Source organism: Nocardioides sp. LHG3406-4 (genome assembly GCF_049897745.1).
In the GTDB taxonomy this organism is placed as follows: Bacteria; Actinomycetota; Actinomycetes; order Propionibacteriales; family Nocardioidaceae; genus Nocardioides.
Genome location: NZ_JAFCWV010000001.1, coordinates 1,083,500 through 1,097,561, shown reverse-complemented (window position 1 = coordinate 1,097,561; position 14,062 = coordinate 1,083,500). Strand labels below are relative to the sequence as shown.

General features: G+C 71.8%; 15 protein-coding genes. 6 read left to right on the top strand and 9 right to left on the bottom strand.

The genetic code is table 11. The features are described 5' to 3' along the window. Positions 1 to 119 precede the first annotated feature (119 nt). Genes ACP7BP_RS05335 through larB form a run of 7 tightly spaced genes read right to left on the bottom strand, consistent with a single transcriptional unit; the run spans position 120 to position 6,405 of the window. Entirely contained in the window at positions 120 to 1,142 is a 1,023-nt protein-coding gene (locus ACP7BP_RS05335; protein WP_426243183.1) for an adenylate/guanylate cyclase domain-containing protein, read from the bottom strand. 1 nt (position 1,143) lies between these two features. Then, the gene (locus ACP7BP_RS05330) at positions 1,144 to 1,533 is read right to left on the bottom strand and encodes a Crp/Fnr family transcriptional regulator (protein WP_426243181.1); all 390 of its coding nucleotides are present in this window, start codon (positions 1,531 to 1,533) and stop codon (positions 1,144 to 1,146) included. 57 nt (positions 1,534 to 1,590) lie between these two features. Further along, positions 1,591 to 2,808 carry an arginine deiminase gene (locus ACP7BP_RS05325; protein WP_426243179.1) on the bottom strand — a complete coding sequence of 406 codons (1,218 nt, stop codon included), beginning with the start codon at positions 2,806 to 2,808 and terminating at the stop codon, positions 1,591 to 1,593. 51 nt (positions 2,809 to 2,859) lie between these two features. Then, a complete protein-coding gene (locus ACP7BP_RS05320) occupies positions 2,860 to 3,960 on the bottom strand; it encodes a GNAT family N-acetyltransferase (protein WP_426243177.1) in 1,101 nt (366 codons plus the stop codon). Next, positions 3,957 to 4,550: a TMEM165/GDT1 family protein gene (locus ACP7BP_RS05315; protein ID WP_426243175.1), complete on the bottom strand. Its 594-nt coding sequence runs from the start codon at positions 4,548 to 4,550 to the stop codon at positions 3,957 to 3,959. Before ACP7BP_RS05315 ends, ACP7BP_RS05320 begins: the two co-directional genes overlap by 4 nt. Positions 4,551 to 4,552: 2 nt before the next feature. Beyond that, positions 4,553 to 5,731, bottom strand: coding sequence for a nickel pincer cofactor biosynthesis protein LarC (larC, locus tag ACP7BP_RS05310; RefSeq protein ID WP_426243173.1), 1,179 nt, complete (start codon positions 5,729 to 5,731; stop codon positions 4,553 to 4,555). Further along, positions 5,728 to 6,405: a nickel pincer cofactor biosynthesis protein LarB gene (larB, locus tag ACP7BP_RS05305; protein ID WP_426243171.1), complete on the bottom strand. Its 678-nt coding sequence runs from the start codon at positions 6,403 to 6,405 to the stop codon at positions 5,728 to 5,730. The genes larC and larB overlap by 4 nt, the downstream gene beginning before the upstream one ends. Positions 6,406 to 6,497: 92 nt before the next feature. Here larB and ACP7BP_RS05300 point away from each other — a divergent pair, with 92 nt between their 5' ends. Continuing rightward, entirely contained in the window at positions 6,498 to 7,298 is an 801-nt protein-coding gene (locus ACP7BP_RS05300; RefSeq protein WP_426243169.1) for a VOC family protein, read from the top strand. On the opposite strand, the gene ACP7BP_RS05295 is transcribed toward ACP7BP_RS05300, so the two are convergent. Continuing rightward, on the bottom strand, positions 7,295 to 8,191 hold the full coding sequence (locus tag ACP7BP_RS05295) for a prephenate dehydratase (protein ID WP_426243167.1): 897 nt from the start codon (positions 8,189 to 8,191) through the stop codon (positions 7,295 to 7,297). The two genes, ACP7BP_RS05300 and ACP7BP_RS05295, sit on opposite strands and share 4 nt — an antisense overlap. Positions 8,192 to 8,260: 69 nt before the next feature. Between ACP7BP_RS05295 and ACP7BP_RS05290 the strand changes: the two genes are divergently transcribed. Continuing rightward, positions 8,261 to 8,662, top strand: coding sequence for a DUF4446 family protein (locus tag ACP7BP_RS05290; protein ID WP_426243165.1), 402 nt, complete (start codon positions 8,261 to 8,263; stop codon positions 8,660 to 8,662). Positions 8,663 to 8,881: 219 nt separating this feature from the next. On the opposite strand, the gene ACP7BP_RS05285 is transcribed toward ACP7BP_RS05290, so the two are convergent. Then, a complete protein-coding gene (locus ACP7BP_RS05285; RefSeq protein WP_426243163.1) occupies positions 8,882 to 10,456 on the bottom strand; it encodes a diacylglycerol kinase family protein in 1,575 nt (524 codons plus the stop codon). Between the two features lie 97 nt (positions 10,457 to 10,553). Between ACP7BP_RS05285 and ACP7BP_RS05280 the strand changes: the two genes are divergently transcribed. Genes ACP7BP_RS05280 through ACP7BP_RS05265 form a run of 4 tightly spaced genes read left to right on the top strand, consistent with a single transcriptional unit; the run spans position 10,554 to position 14,055 of the window. Continuing rightward, positions 10,554 to 11,141 carry a DinB family protein gene (locus tag ACP7BP_RS05280; RefSeq protein ID WP_426243161.1) on the top strand — a complete coding sequence of 196 codons (588 nt, stop codon included), beginning with the start codon at positions 10,554 to 10,556 and terminating at the stop codon, positions 11,139 to 11,141. 9 nt (positions 11,142 to 11,150) lie between these two features. Then, the gene (serS, locus tag ACP7BP_RS05275; RefSeq protein WP_426243159.1) at positions 11,151 to 12,422 is read left to right on the top strand and encodes a serine--tRNA ligase; all 1,272 of its coding nucleotides are present in this window, start codon (positions 11,151 to 11,153) and stop codon (positions 12,420 to 12,422) included. Continuing rightward, positions 12,419 to 13,264: an HAD family hydrolase gene (locus ACP7BP_RS05270; protein WP_426243157.1), complete on the top strand. Its 846-nt coding sequence runs from the start codon at positions 12,419 to 12,421 to the stop codon at positions 13,262 to 13,264. The genes serS and ACP7BP_RS05270 overlap by 4 nt, the downstream gene beginning before the upstream one ends. Then, positions 13,261 to 14,055, top strand: coding sequence for a Cof-type HAD-IIB family hydrolase (locus ACP7BP_RS05265; protein ID WP_426243155.1), 795 nt, complete (start codon positions 13,261 to 13,263; stop codon positions 14,053 to 14,055). The genes ACP7BP_RS05270 and ACP7BP_RS05265 overlap by 4 nt, the downstream gene beginning before the upstream one ends. Positions 14,056 to 14,062: the final 7 nt, after the last annotated feature.

Here is a 14,062-nt window from a genome sequence, read left to right as displayed (position 1 = left end):
GTGCCGAGTGATGGCGCCGCGTAGGTTTTGTTGGAGGCCCGGCCGTTGTTGTTTCCCCCGTCAACAGCGGCCGGGTTCCTTATTTCCTGGGCGGTTTTCTCCGGGCTGCGGAATCCGCCTCAGGCGCGGCGCACCCGCCAGGGCTGCAGTCGCGAGTAGCCCTTCACCGAGGCCCGCCCGAGCCTCCTGAAGCGGTACGCCGCCGACTCGGCGTGGTCGGTCTCCGGGTCGTCCTCCTGGCCGGACAGCGCCGCGTAGACGCCTCGGTCGACGACGACGCTGCCGGGGCGGGCCACCGAGGTCAGCCGGGAGGCGATGTTGACGGTCGGGCCGTAGACGTCGCCGAGCCGGCTCAGGACCTCGCCGTGGGCGACGCCCGCGCGTACGACGGGGAAGGCGTCGGCCTCGTCGTCACCGCGCGCGGTGAGGGTGAGGGCGATCTCGACGGCGGCATCGGGATCGTCGGCGACGTAGAGGATCTCGTCGCCGATCGTCTTGATCACCCGGCCCCCGTGGTCGACGACGGCGACCGTGGCCTCCTGCTCGAAGTGCTCGATCCAGGTGATCAGCTCGCGCTCGTCGAGGCTCCTGCTGCGGGCGGTGTAGCCGACGATGTCGACGAACCCGACGGCCATCGTCGTCTCGGTGCCGCTGCTGGTCTCGAGCATGCGGTGGGTGGCACTCGCCAGGTGCCGCCGCCAGACGTAGGTCTGCAGGGTCTCGACCCGGGGGAGCACCCCGGTGGTCAGCTCCGCGAGCCGCTCGCCGGGGTCGTCGCCCTCGACGGCGATCCCGGCCAGCAGGGCGGTCTGCCACTCGGCGAGCCGGGCGAAGCTGCGGCCCCACGTGCGCACCAGCGCCGCCTGCGACTCCTCGTCGATGACGCCCAGCCGCATCAGCTCGTCGGTCGTCCGCAGCGCGGTCACGTCGCTCTCGGTGAACGCCGGGTCGTCGTCGGCGGCGTGCGGGAAGCCGAGCAGCCGCCACAGCTGCATGGCGACCTCCAGCCCCACGCCGGCCCGGTCGGCGACCTCCTGGCGCGTCAGGTGCGGTCGCTCGCCGAGCAGGAACGCCTCGACGACGTCCAGCGCGCCGGCCAGGTCGTCGCTCGCCTCGACCCGGCCGGTCTCCGCGTCGGCCAAGTCAGGCGCCGTCGGTGCTGCTGGTCCCGAGTCGCGCGTCCGCCGCCTCGCGCAGCCGGGCACCGAACGCCGGGATCTCCTCGGCCAGCTCCTGGACGGTCTCGCTGGTGAAGTGGATCAGCTGCAGGGGCGTCAGCGCCACGATCGAGGCGGTGCGCAGGGAATGGTTGATGATGGCGGCCTCGCCCATGATCTCGCCGGGGCCGAGTACGGCGATCTCGCGGCCGCCGCGGCGTACGGACGCCTCCCCGCTGAGCAGGATGTAGGCCTTGTCGGCGCCGGTCCGCTCGGAGATCGGCGACCAGCCGGCGGGCACCGTCACGGCCCGGCCGGCCGCCTTGATGCGCGCGACCTCCCGGTCGGTGAAGCCGTCGAAGAACGAGTCAGCCATGTGGGTCCCCTTCCGCAGGTTTCCCTCCCCTGCCCGATCGTAGTGCGTGGCCGCCGGTCAGGACTCGGGCAGCGGGGCGCGCGAGACCGGGCAGCTCATGCACCGCGGGCCACCACGACCCGACCCCAGCTCGGACCCGGCGATCCGGACCACCTCGATGCCGGCCTCCTCGAGCCGGTCGTTGGTCTCGTCGTTGCGCTCGTAGGCCACGGCCACCCGCGGCGCGAGAGCCAGGGTGTTGTTGCCGTCGTCCCACTGCTCGCGCTCGGCGGTGACCGGGTCGAGGCCGGTGTCGATCTGGTGCAGCGTGTCGATCTCCATGGCCTTCGCCGCGGCCACGAGGAAGGGCTCGGCACCGGCCACGGCCAGCGTGCCGGGCTCGGACTGGGTGACGGAGTAGGCCTGGAGGGAGTCGGCGACGTTGGGGTACATCACGATCTTGTCGCTGTCGACCATCGTGCAGACCGTGTCCAGGTGCATGGTCGCGCGCTCCTGCGCGATCGGCACCGCCAGCACGGTGTGCGCCAGGCCGGCCTCGAAGACCCCGCGCGCGAGACGCTCGGCGCCGGCCGGCGTCGTACGCTCCCCGACGCCGACGGCGATGACGCCGGGCCCCAGCAGGAGCACGTCGCCACCCTCGACGTTCTCGTGGTGCCAACCGTGGATCGAGGGGGTGCCGGCGAAGCGGGGGTGCTCGGTGTAGATCAGCTCGGTCAGCTGGGTCTCGCGGCGGCGCGCCGGCATGGCCAGGCTGGTGATGGCGACGCGGTCGCCGATCCACACGCTCGAGTCGCGGGTGAACAGCAGGTTGGGCAGCGGGTCGATCAGGAAGTCGTCGTCGGCCAGCAGGCTGGTGACCAGGCCGTGACCCCCGCGGACCTCGTCGTTGCGGACGCCGGCGGTGAGGAAGAGCGCGAGCTCCTCGGGCGACAGCTCGTGCAGGAAGCCCAGCAGGTAGCCGGCCATCGTATCGCCGAGGTGCAGCGTGTTGGTGACGCCCTCGATGGCCAGCTCGCGGGCGTGCTCGCCGCCCAGGGTCTCGATGAGCAGCTCGGTGAGGTAGAGGACCTCGACGCCTCGGTCGCGCAGCGCCTGGGCGAAGGCGTCGTGCTCGTCCTGGGCCCGGCTCACCCACGGGATCCCGTCGAAGAGCAGCTTGTCGTTGTTGCGGGGGGTCAGCCGCTTCAGCTCCGGCCCGGGGCGGTGGAGCATGACCGTCTGGAGGACGCCGACCTCACTGTCAGCGCCGTGCGGGTGCATCGGCTGAACAACCATGCGGCGACTCTAATCGCTGGCCGGGACCGGCGGACCCACTCAGTCTGCGGCTCAGTCTGCGGCGGGGCGCCAGTCCTCGCGCAGGATGGCGTACTCGAAGGAGTCGGTCCACTCGCCCTTCGACCAGTAGTCGCGACGCCGCGTCCCCTCGCGCTGCATGCCGAGCCGCTCGCACAGCGCTGCCGAGCGCTCGTTGCGAGCATCGAGCTGGGCGTAGACCCGGTGCGCGCCGTAGTGGCCGAAGGCGAGGTCGAGCAGCGCGGTCGCCGCCTCGGTGGCGATGCCGCGCCCGGCGGCGTCCGGGTGGAGGACCCAGCCGATCTCCGCCACGGAGTACGACGGAGCCTGCAGCATCAGCACCACGTCACCGACGACCTCGCCGTCGAGCTCGATGACCAGCCCCAGCTTGTCGGGCTCGGGCGTGCGCTCGCGCACCTTGTGCTCGGCGACCCGGCGGGTCCACGGCTCCTCGAGGAGGTACGCCGCTACGTCCGGGTCACGGTGGTAGCCCCACATCGCCTCGGCGTCTCCAGGCTGGGTACGCCGCAGCACGAGGCGCGACGTGCGGATCGGGAGCTCCGGTGGCCGCGGGGTCAGGTGGTCGCGGCGGACGTCGTGGATCCAGACGTCGGGCGAGAGCGGGCCGCCGAAGCGGAGCCGGTCGTAGGCGGACATCGGCAGCTCGATGCCCTCGAGCCGGGCCACCGCCTCGCCCAGGGAGCCGCGGGCGGTCGAGTCGCGCGGGTCCTGCTCGAGCCGCGCCACCGCAGCCTTGATCTGCTCGATCAACGCCGTCTTCTGCTGCATGCGCACCGGGGTGACGGACTTCAGGCAGACGTAGATGCCGTCGAGGTACTCCCCCCATTCCTCCTCGGCGGTGGCCTGCTGGTCGTCGTCCCAGTGGCTCACGAACCAGTCGTGCAGGCGGTCGAGCCCTCCTGCCCACTCGACCGGGTCGCGCAGGTCGCGGGGCACCATCGGCGTGCCGTCGGAGAGGTAGTACGACGGCAGCGGCAGCGACCCTGCCTCGATCAGGGCCAGGACCTCGGCGTCGGCGGGCACGAAGTGCTCCCGGACGTAGGCGTCGTCGGCAGCCGTCATCGGGTGCTCGCCGTTGACCTCGAGGTAGCGGCGGCGCACGGCCTCGCTCATCCCAGCAGCTCCCATGCGGTGAACACGAAGAGCAGCAGGCAGACACCTGCCCCCACGAAGTGGAGCACGTGGATCGGGATCCAGCGCAGCAGCGTGCGCCCGGCGACGACCGCGAGGCCGCTCACGGCCAGCAGGGCCAGCAGGGCGCCGATGAAGACGCTGAGCGGGTCCTCGTACTTCGCGACCAGCGACAGGGTCAGCAGCTGCGAGAGGTCGCCCCACTCGGCGGCGAACAGCACCAGGAAGCTGGCCAGGATCACCTTCGCGCCGTGTACGTCGCCGGCCTTGGCAGCGTACTCGTCGCCGTCGTCGGCGGCCGCGTGCGAGCGGCCCTCGCGGATGAGGATCACTGCTCCCACGAGGAACATCACCGCGGCGACGCTCTGCACCGCCTCCTTCGGGAGGTACGACGCGGCATGGCCGAGCCCGACCGCCACGCCGGTCTGGACGGCGAAGGCGAGGCCGACGCCGATCCACACGAAGAAGGGGCGGTACTTCGTGCTGAGCACGAGGGTCGCGAGGAACGTCTTGTCGGGCAGCTCGACCACAAAGATCGCGCCGAACGTCAGCGCGGCAACGACGATGTCCAACGTCAGCCTTCCTCGATGGCGACCCGGGTGGCCGCGATGGCGTCGGCGAGCACCTCGCTGACCGGGCGGCCCAGGGCCTCGGCGGCGCGCTCGACGTCGTCGTACTCGGGCTGGGCGTTGACCAGCTCCCCGTGGTGGCGGGCCAGCTTGACCGCGATCGTGCGGCCGCCGACCGCGACCGAGATCATCTCACGGTCGAGCGCGTGCTTGTCCAACACGATCTCGCGGACGCCGATCGTGGAGGTGTGGCGGAAGATCGCGGCCCGGACGGCCTCGGCGGCGGCACTGTCGACCAGCACGCTCAGGGTGTGGGCGGGTCGGCCCTTCTTCATCAGGATCGGCGTCAGCCACGCGTCGGAGGCGCCGGCTGTGAGCAGCACCGCGATGATCCGCGGCCACAGCCGCGGGTCGAGGTCGTCGATGTTGGTCTCGATCAGCAGGGGGGCCGACGGCTGCGCCGCGGTCTCGCCGACGAAGAGCCTCAGCACGTTGGCGTGCCCCTCGGGGTCGCGACCTCCCGCGCCGACGCCGATCCGGCTGGTGGTCATCGTCGGCTGCGGGCCCCAGGCGGTGGCGACCGTGGTGAGCAGCGCGGCGCCGGTGGGGGTGCACAGCTCGGTGGCCGGGGCGCCCTCGGGTCCGGCGTACGACGGCACTCCGCGCAGCAGCTCGGCCACCGCGGGTGGCGGCACGGGCAGGGTGCCGTGCGCGCCGCGGACGGTGCCCGACCCGACGGCGACCGGGGAGACGGTGACGTCTCCGTCCTCCAACCAGGTGAATCCCGCGCTCACCCCCACCACGTCGGCGATCGCGTCGAGCGCGCCGACCTCGTGGAAGGACACGTCCATCGGGTCGCTCCCGTGGGCGGTGGCCTCGGCGACCGCGAGGCGCTCGAAGACGGCCAGCGCGAGGCGGCGTACGTCGTCCTCGAGCTCGGCTGCGGTGAGCAGGCGGCGGATGTCGCGCCAGCTGCGATGGTGCTCGGAGTCGGCGATCTCGACGTGGCAGCGGGTCGCGGCGAAGCTGTGGCGCAGGACCTGCTCGACCCGGAGGGTGACCGGCTCCGGCGCGACCGCGTCGACGGCTCGCTGCACGACGTCGACCGGCACTCCGGCGCCCAGCAGCGCCCCGAGCAGCATGTCGCCGCTGGCCCCCGAGGAGGCGTCCAACCAGATGGTCATGCGTGCGCCCTCCGGGCGACGCGGGCGGCGAAGACGCCGGCGCCGTAGCCGTTGTCGATGTTGACCACGGTGACGCCAGGCGCACAGGAGTTGAGCATGGCGAGCAGGGCGGCGACGCCGCCGAGGCTGGCGCCGTAGCCGACGCTGGTCGGCACCGCGACGAGCGGCACGCCGGACAGGCCGCCGACCACCGAGGGCAGCGCGCCCTCCATGCCGGCCACGACGATCAGGCAGTCGGCGCGCTCGAGGTCGTCACGCACCGCCAGCAGCCGGTGCAGCCCGGCGACGCCGACATCGGTGATGACCTCGACGCCCGGGCCGTGCACCTGGGCGGTGAGCGCGGCCTCGCGGGCGACCGGGCCGTCGGAGGTGCCGGCCGCGACGACGATCACGAGGCCGCGTGGTGCGGGCAGCTCGCCGAGCACGGCGCAGCGCGCCTCGGCGTCGACGGTGGCGCCGAGCTCGGCACAGGCCGCGAGTGCCTCGGTGGAGAGCCGGGTGGCGAGGACCGCCCGGCCGGGGTGCCGGCCGGCGAGGGTGCCGAGGATCGCGGTCACCTGCTCCGGGGTCTTGCCCGCGCCGTACACCACCTCGGGGTCGCCGGTGCGCTCCGCCCGATCGAGGTCGACGCGGGCGAAGCCCAGGTCTGCGGTGCGGGGATCGGGCTCGGTCACGCACCGAAACCTACCGGGACCCCGTTGCCAGCGCCGGTGGTCGGGTGTTGGCTGAGCGAGGGGGTCGTCCACACACCGCTGAGGAGCTCACCATGGCCAGGTTCGACTCATACCTTCAGGGCACGCCCAGCTGGATCGAGCACAGCAGTCCCGATCCCGAGGCGTCGAAACAGTTCTACGGCGACCTGTTCGGCTGGGACTACGACGACCAGCCGATGATGGACGGCGACACCCAGGTCGGCGCCTACGCGATCGCCCGGATCCAGGGAGACCCGGTGGCCGGGCTGGGATCACAGTTCGGGGACGCCCAGGGCCAGCCCGCCAGCTGGGGCGTCTACCTGGCGGCCGACGACGTCGACGCCGCGGTGGACAGGGCCCGGGACGCCGGCGCCCAGGTGCTGGCCGAGCCGACGGACGTCGGCGAGGACCAGGGACGCATCGCCTGGGTGCAGGATCCCGTCGGCGCTGCCGTGGGCCTGTGGCAGGCCGGCTCGTTCGCCGGCGCGCTGCGCGCCAACGAGCACGGCACCAACGTCTGGAACGAGCTGGTCACCGCCGACGTCGGCCGCGCGACGCCGTTCTACGACAAGGTCCTCGGCATCACGGCCGAGGAGATGCCGATGGGTGACGGCGGGGACCCCTACACGACGCTCAACGTCCAGGGCCGCTCCGTGGCCGGCGTGACGCCCCCTCAGGACGAGGGCGTCCCGCCTCACTGGAACGTCTGCTTCAACGTCGACGACGCCGACCGGATCGCCGCCCGGGCCACCGAGCTGGGTGCGAAGCAGGTCGTCGCGCCGTTCGACGTGCCCGGCATCGGCCGGATCGCCGGGCTGACCGACCCCCAGGGTGCGATGTTCAGCGTGATGCAGAACCCACCCGAGGCCGGCTAGATCGATCCGCCGGCCAAGCGGTCGGGAGAGGAGGGGTAGACCCCGAGGATCTTCACGTCGGTGGTGAAGAACGCCAGCTCCTCGAGCGCGTTGCGCACCGAGGTGTCGTCGGGGTGCCCGTCCACCTCGGCGAGGAACTGGGTGGCGGTGAAGCGCCCGTCGACCATGTAGCTCTCGAGCTTGGTCATGTTCACGCCGTTCGTGGCGAAGCCACCGAGGGCCTTGTAGAGCGCCGCCGGCAGGTTGCGGACGTTGAAGATGAAGCTGGTGACGATCGCGCCTGCGTCACGCGGCGCCTCGACGTACTCACGCGAGAGCACCACGAACCGAGTGGTGTTGTGCTCCTCGTCCTCGACGTCCTCGCGCAGCACCTGCAGCCCGTAGATCTCCGCCGCGAGCGCCGGGGCGAGCGCGGCCTGCGTGACGTCGTGCGCCTCGGCGATCTCTCGGGCCGCCCCGGCGGTGTCGCCGGCGACCACGGGCGTGAGGTGCAGCTCGCGGATCACCTTGCGGCACTGGCCCAGCGCGTGCAGGTGGCTGTGCACGGTCTTGATCGTCTGCTCGGAGGCGCCCTCGATCGCCATCAGGTGGAACTGGATGCGCAGGAAGTGCTCGCCGATGATGTGGAGACCGGAGTCGGGCAGGAGGTGGTGGATGTCGGCCACCCGGCCGGCGAGCGAGTTGTCGATGGGGATCATCGCCAGCTCCGCGTCGCCGCTCTCCACGGCCGCGAAGGCGTCCTCGAAGGACGCGCACGCGACCGCCTCCCAGTCGGGGTAGTGCCGGCGGCACACGATGTGGGAGTTCGCGCCCGGCTCCCCCTGGTAGGCGATGCGCCGTGGGGTCACGCCGGGCGTGCCTGGGCCGTGCTTCTGGGCGCCGTCGTTGTCCACGCGGTCATTTTCCCACGCCCCGGAGCGTGCGGCCGGCCCCGACCGTCGTGCGGTCATAGGGTTCGGGGCGTGCCCACGCTCCTCGCCTCCGCCGCGCTGCTCGTGGCGCTCGTCGCGTTCGCCTTCTCCGTGCTGGCGCTGCGGCGCGGATCGTCGGCCCGCCGCGGGGCCGGCGTCGACGCGTTGCCCGAGGACGTCGTGGGCCTGCGCCAGGAGGTCGCCGCACTGCAGGCCGAGACCCGTACGGCACTGCGCCATCTCGCGGTCGTGCGGTACGACGCCTTCGGCGACATGGGCGGGCACCTCTCGTGGTCCGTCGCACTGCTCGACGACGCCGGGGACGGCGTCGTACTCAGCTCGATCCACGGGCGCAGCGACGCCCGCACCTATGCCAAGAGCGTCACCGGGTGGACGTGCGAGCACCAGCTCTCCCCCGAGGAGGTGGAGGCGATCACGCACGCGCGCCCCTAGCGCGGCCGGCCCGGAAGCGAGTGTCGGTGCGAGCCGTCCGGGGCGTCGGGAGGGTACGTTCACCCCAGCGCGTGAGCGTTGATCCGTTCATCATCGAAGGAGATCCACATGAACACACGCACCATTGCCATCGTCGCCCTGATCATCGCCATCATCCTGGTGCTCTTCCTCGTCCTCTGACGATGCAGCCGCGCTGACGCTCGCGGACCGACGCGAGCGTCAGCGGGGGACGCGCACGAGCAGCCGGCCGTGGATGCACTCCATGCGGAGCTCGCGTCCCGGCCCGATGGAGTCGCCGTCGAGCTGGCGTGGCGTGTCGGTGGCCGCGCGCACCACGACGGTCTGCCCGGTCAGCCGCATGATCGTCTCGTCGGTCATCGAGCTCTTCGAGAGCACCCGGGCCGCCAGCGGGATCCACGACAGGAACCGCTTCGGGTGCAGGATCACCACGTCCAGGACGCCGTCGTCGATGGCCGCGTCGGGCAGCAGCGGCATGCCGGCCTGGAGGTAGCCGACGTTGCCGACCACGACGGTGCGGGCGCGGTGCCGGGTGAAGTCGCCGCCGTCGACGGAGATCTCGATCCGGACGGCCGGGAACATCAGCGACTTCAGGCCCGAGATGACGTAGGCCATCCAGCCGACCTTCCGCTTGATCTGCTCGCTGACCCCTTCCATCACGGCCGCGTCGAAGCCCATGCCGGCCATCACCATGAAGTGGGTGTCGTCGATTCCGTCGCCGCCCACCTCGACCAGGTCGATCGCGCGGTCCTGGCCGTTGAGCCCCACGTCGATCGCGGAGCGCAGGTAGAGCGGGATGTCGAGGTTGCGTGCCAGCAGGTTGCCGGTACCGGCCGGGATGATCCCGACCGGGATGCCGGTGCCAGCGAGCTCGGCGCACACCTCGCGCACCGTGCCGTCCCCACCGCACACGAGCACGAGGTCCGCGCCCGCGACCGACGCCGCGTGCGCCATGCCGGTGCCCGGGTCCTCGATGGTGGTGTAGTGCCACGAGGGCTCGTTCCAGCCCGACTCCTGGGCCATCCCGTCGACGATCGCCCGGAACTGACCGACGTCCTCGACCTTGATCGGGTTGAGCACCACCGCGAGCCGGCGCTCGGACGTGTAGACCTCGGCCAGCGGCTCGGACACCACCGCCATCGGTCGCGGCCGGGGGTCGAGGAACACCTGCGCGACCAGGACGATCGCGATGCCGAGCAGGGAGCCCGCGACCACGTCGGTCGGGTAGTGCCGGCCGAGCAGGACCCGGTCGAGGCAGACCACGGCCCACAGCAGGAGGCCGCCGGCCAGCGCGAGCCGGCGCAGGTTGGAGCGTCGTACGAACATCCAGGTCAGCAGCAGCAGGATGGCGACGAAGGCGGTGATCGAGGAGGCGTGCCCCGAGGGGAACGACTTGGTCGCGAGCAGGCCGGTGGCGTCCTGCCAGTCGGGTCGTCCGCGTCCCAGCCACATCTTGCACAGGGTCGTGGTGAGGGACGTGGCCACCATGACGACGACGGCGTAGAACGCGGCTCGCGGGTGCTTGCGCAGCATCAGCGCGCCGGCCAGCAGCACCGTCAGCACGATCATGCCGATCGTGCCGAACGCGTGCTCCACGACGCGCAGCACCCCCACCACCGTGTCGTGGTCGTCGGCCCAGTCCTCGGCGTCGCGGCCGAGCTGGTCGAGGGAGTCGAGCGGCGAGCGGTCCTGGGTGACGAGGAACGCCAGCACGCCGAACAGCACCAGCGCGAGGGCGGCCCAGGCAAGCAGGCGGGCGCGCGAACGTTCGGTCACGAGGCGCAAGTATGCCGCCCGGCCGTCAGCGGCCCGCAACGCCGCGGGCGCCCGAACCCCGCGCGCGCCGTCGGCGCGGGCTGGCAGGATGCGCGACATGAGCTCCCAGGACCAGAAGGCCATCCTCCATCGCTACCTCCAGACCGCGCGCGAGGCTCTCCTGTGGAAGCTCGACGGCGTGAGCGAGTACGACGCCCGCCGTCCGCTGACCCCCACCGGCACCAACCTGCTCGGACTCGTCAAGCACGTGGCGAGCATCGAGATCGAGTACTTCGGCGACATCTTCGACCGCCCCTCCGGGGAGCCGCTGCCCTGGCTCACCGACGACCCCGAGGCCAACGCCGACATGTGGGCCACCCCCGAGGAGTCGCGCGAGGACATCGTCGCGCTCTACCACCGCAGCTGGGCGCACTCCGACGAGACGATCGAGGCTCTGGAGCTCGACGCTCCCGGCCGCGTCCCGTGGTGGGGCACACCCGAGGTCACCCTCCAGCAGATCCTCGTGCACATGGTGGCCGAGACCCAGCGCCATGCCGGGCACGCCGACATCGTGCGCGAGCTCGTCGACGGCGCGGCCGGGGTGCGCGCCGACAACAGCAACCTGCCCGGCGACGTCGACTGGGCGGCGTACCACCAGAAGGTCGAGGGTGCCGCGGCCACCTTCCGTCCCGGAGCCGGCGGATAGCCTGTCGCCATGATCGATCCCCGGCTGCTCAGAGACGAACCCGACCGCGTGCGCGCCTCCCTGGCGAAGCGCGGCCTGTCCGACGAGGTCGTCGACCGGGCGCTCTCCGCGGATGTGGCCCGGCGCGAGGCGATCGGCACGTTCGAGGCCAAGCGGGCGGAGCAGAAGCAGCTCGGCAAGCTGATCCCGCAGGCACAGGGCGAGGAGAAGCAGGCGCTGCTCGCGCAGACCAAGACCCTGGCAGCCGAGGTGAAGGCCGCCGAGGCGGCCCAGAACGCCGCCGAGGAGCTGTGGCGGACCGCGATCCTGGAGATCCCCAACCTCGCCGCCGACGAGGCTCCGGCCGGTGGCGAGGACGACTTCGTCGTGCTGGAGACCGTCGGCACGCCGCCGGTGTTCGACTTCGAGCCCCGCGACCACGTCGAGCTCGGCCGGATGCTCGGCGCCATCGACATCGAGCGCGGCGCCAAGGTCTCGGGCAGCCGGTTCTACTTCCTCACCGGCATCGGTGCGCAGCTGGAGTTCGCTCTCGTCAACATGGCGATGGACCAGGCCCGCGCCGCCGGCTTCACCCAGATGGTGGCGCCGTCCCTGGTCAAGCCGCGAGCCATGGAGGGCACCGGGTTCCTCGGCCAGGCCGCCGACGACGTCTACCGGATCGAGGGCCAGGACCTCTACCTCGTCGGTACGTCGGAGGTCGCCATGGCGGCCTACCACTCCGACGAGATCCTCGACATGTCCGCGTTGCCGCTGCGTTACGCGGCGTTCAGCCCCTGCTTCCGCAAGGAGGCAGGCTCGCACGGCAAGGACACCCGCGGGATCTTCCGGGTGCACTGGTTCGACAAGGTGGAGATGTTCGTCTACACCACGATCGAGGAGTCCTACGCCGAGCACCTGCGGCTGCTGGAGTGGGAGAAGGAGTTCATGAACAAGCTCGAGCTCGTCTACCGCGTCATCGACGTGGCGGCAGGCGACCTCGGCACGTCCGCGCAGCGCAAGTTCGACTGCGAGGCGTGGATCGCGTCGCAGGGCCGCTACCGCGAGCTCACCTCGACGTCCAACTGCACCGACTTCCAGACCCGGCGCCTCGACACCCGTGGCCGGCTGGCTGACGGCTCGGTCGGTCCGGTGGCGACGCTCAACGGCACGCTCTCCTCGACCAACCGGCCGATCATCGCGCTGCTCGAGACGCACCAGCAGGCGGACGGCTCGGTCAGGGTGCCCAAGGCGCTGCAGCCCTACCTCGGCGGCCTCGAGGTTCTCAAGCCGGTCCACGCGTGACCGGCTGGCAACCCCGGCTCGTCGCCCTCGACATCGACGGCACGCTGCTCAAGTGGGTCGAGGGCGCCGGTCAGACCTACGAGGAGATCCCGCCGGCGGTGTACGCCGCGGTGCAGCGCGTCATCGACGCCGGTGCCCACGTCGTACTCAGCTCGGGGCGCTCACCGCACGGCATGACCCGGATCGCGGACTCGCTCGACATCCCGCGCGAGGGAGCAGACCGGCTCTGGGTCGTGGCCTCCAACGGCGCCGTGCTGTTCCGCTACCGGCCGCTCGAGGTGGTGCACGAGGAGACGTTCGACGCCCGGCCCGCCGTCGAGGCGGTGCTGCGCGAGCACCCGGACGCGCTGGTCGCCGTCGAGGAGCGGGGGGTCGGCTACCGCGTCAACCGGCCGTTCCCCCCGGGCGAGCTGTCGGGCGAGATGATCGAGACCGCGGTCGACGAGATCATCGCCGGACCAGTGAGCCGCGTGATCATCCGTGACCCGCAGGCGACGGCCGACGACTTCGTGGCCCTCGCCGCCCGCCTCGGCCTGCACGGCACCGACTACGTCGTCGGCTGGACCGCCTGGCTCGACCTGTCGCCGGTGGGAGTGTCGAAGGCGTCCGGCCTGGCCAGGGTGGCCGACGAGCTGGGGGTCGCGCAGGCCGACGTGCTGGCCATCGGCGACGGCCGCAACGACATCGAGATGCTGCGCTGGGCGGGCCGGGGCGTCGCCATGGGGCAGGCGGTCGAGGAGGTCCGCGCCGCCGCCGATGCGGTGACCGGGACGGTCTTCGAGGACGGGGCGGTCGTGGAGCTGTCGCGATGGTTCCCAGAGCGCCTCGAGAGCTCCGGGTGACCCCACGCCTGGTCGCCACCGATCTCGACGGCACGCTCCTGCACTCCGACGGCACCGTCGCGCCGCGCACCCGCGCCGTGCTCGCAGAGCTCGAGGAGCGCGGGGTGCCCGTCGTCTATGTCACCGGGCGGCCGGTGCGCTGGATGGAGACGCTCTGGGAGACCGTGGGAGACCACGGCCTGGCCATCTGCTCCAACGGCGCGGTCGTCTACGACGTCGCCGCGCACCGCATCCGCGACGTGCGGGCGATCCCCCATGAGACGGTGCTCGAGGTGGCCCGGGAGCTGCGCCGCGAGCTGCCGGGGACGTCGTACGCGCTGGAGAAGACCGACGGGTTCGGGCTCGAGCCGACCTACCGGCGTCGGCAGGACCGCACCGTGCTCGAGGTGCCGGTGGCTCCGCTCGAGGACCTGCTCGACGGCACCGTCGTGAAGCTGCTGGCGCAGGCGGAGGACGTCGACCCTGAGAAGTACTGGCGTCAGGTGGAGGCGCTGGTCGGCGACCGGCTCACCGTCACCTGGTCGAGCACGTGGGCCCTGGTCGAGCTGAGCGCCTTCGACGTGACGAAGGCATCGACGCTGGCGCTCGTCTGCGAGGAGCTCGGGGTCGCGGCGGAGGACGTGGTGGCCTTCGGTGACATGCCGAACGACCTGGCCCTGCTGAAGTGGGCGGGCACGTCCTACGCCATGGCCAACGCGCACCCGCTCGTGCTCGAGATCGCCGACCACGTCGCACCGACCAACGACGACGACGGCGTCGCGAGCGTGCTCACCGACCTCTTCGAGCTCTGAGGCGGGG

Bases quoted from the DNA above. Each gene is read 5' to 3' on its own strand.
- ACP7BP_RS05325 (WP_426243179.1), bottom strand. From the start codon at position 2,808: ATGGTTGTTCAGCCGATGCACCCGCACGGCGCTGACAGTGAGGTCGGC.
- serS (WP_426243159.1), top strand. From the start codon at position 11,151: ATGATCGATCCCCGGCTGCTCAGAGACGAACCCGACCGCGTGCGCGCC.
- larC (WP_426243173.1), bottom strand. From the start codon at position 5,731: ATGACCATCTGGTTGGACGCCTCCTCGGGGGCCAGCGGCGACATGCTG.
- ACP7BP_RS05330 (WP_426243181.1), bottom strand. From the start codon at position 1,533: ATGGCTGACTCGTTCTTCGACGGCTTCACCGACCGGGAGGTCGCGCGC.
- ACP7BP_RS05300 (WP_426243169.1), top strand. From the start codon at position 6,498: ATGGCCAGGTTCGACTCATACCTTCAGGGCACGCCCAGCTGGATCGAG.
- ACP7BP_RS05280 (WP_426243161.1), top strand. From the start codon at position 10,554: ATGAGCTCCCAGGACCAGAAGGCCATCCTCCATCGCTACCTCCAGACC.
- ACP7BP_RS05320 (WP_426243177.1), bottom strand. From the start codon at position 3,960: ATGAGCGAGGCCGTGCGCCGCCGCTACCTCGAGGTCAACGGCGAGCAC.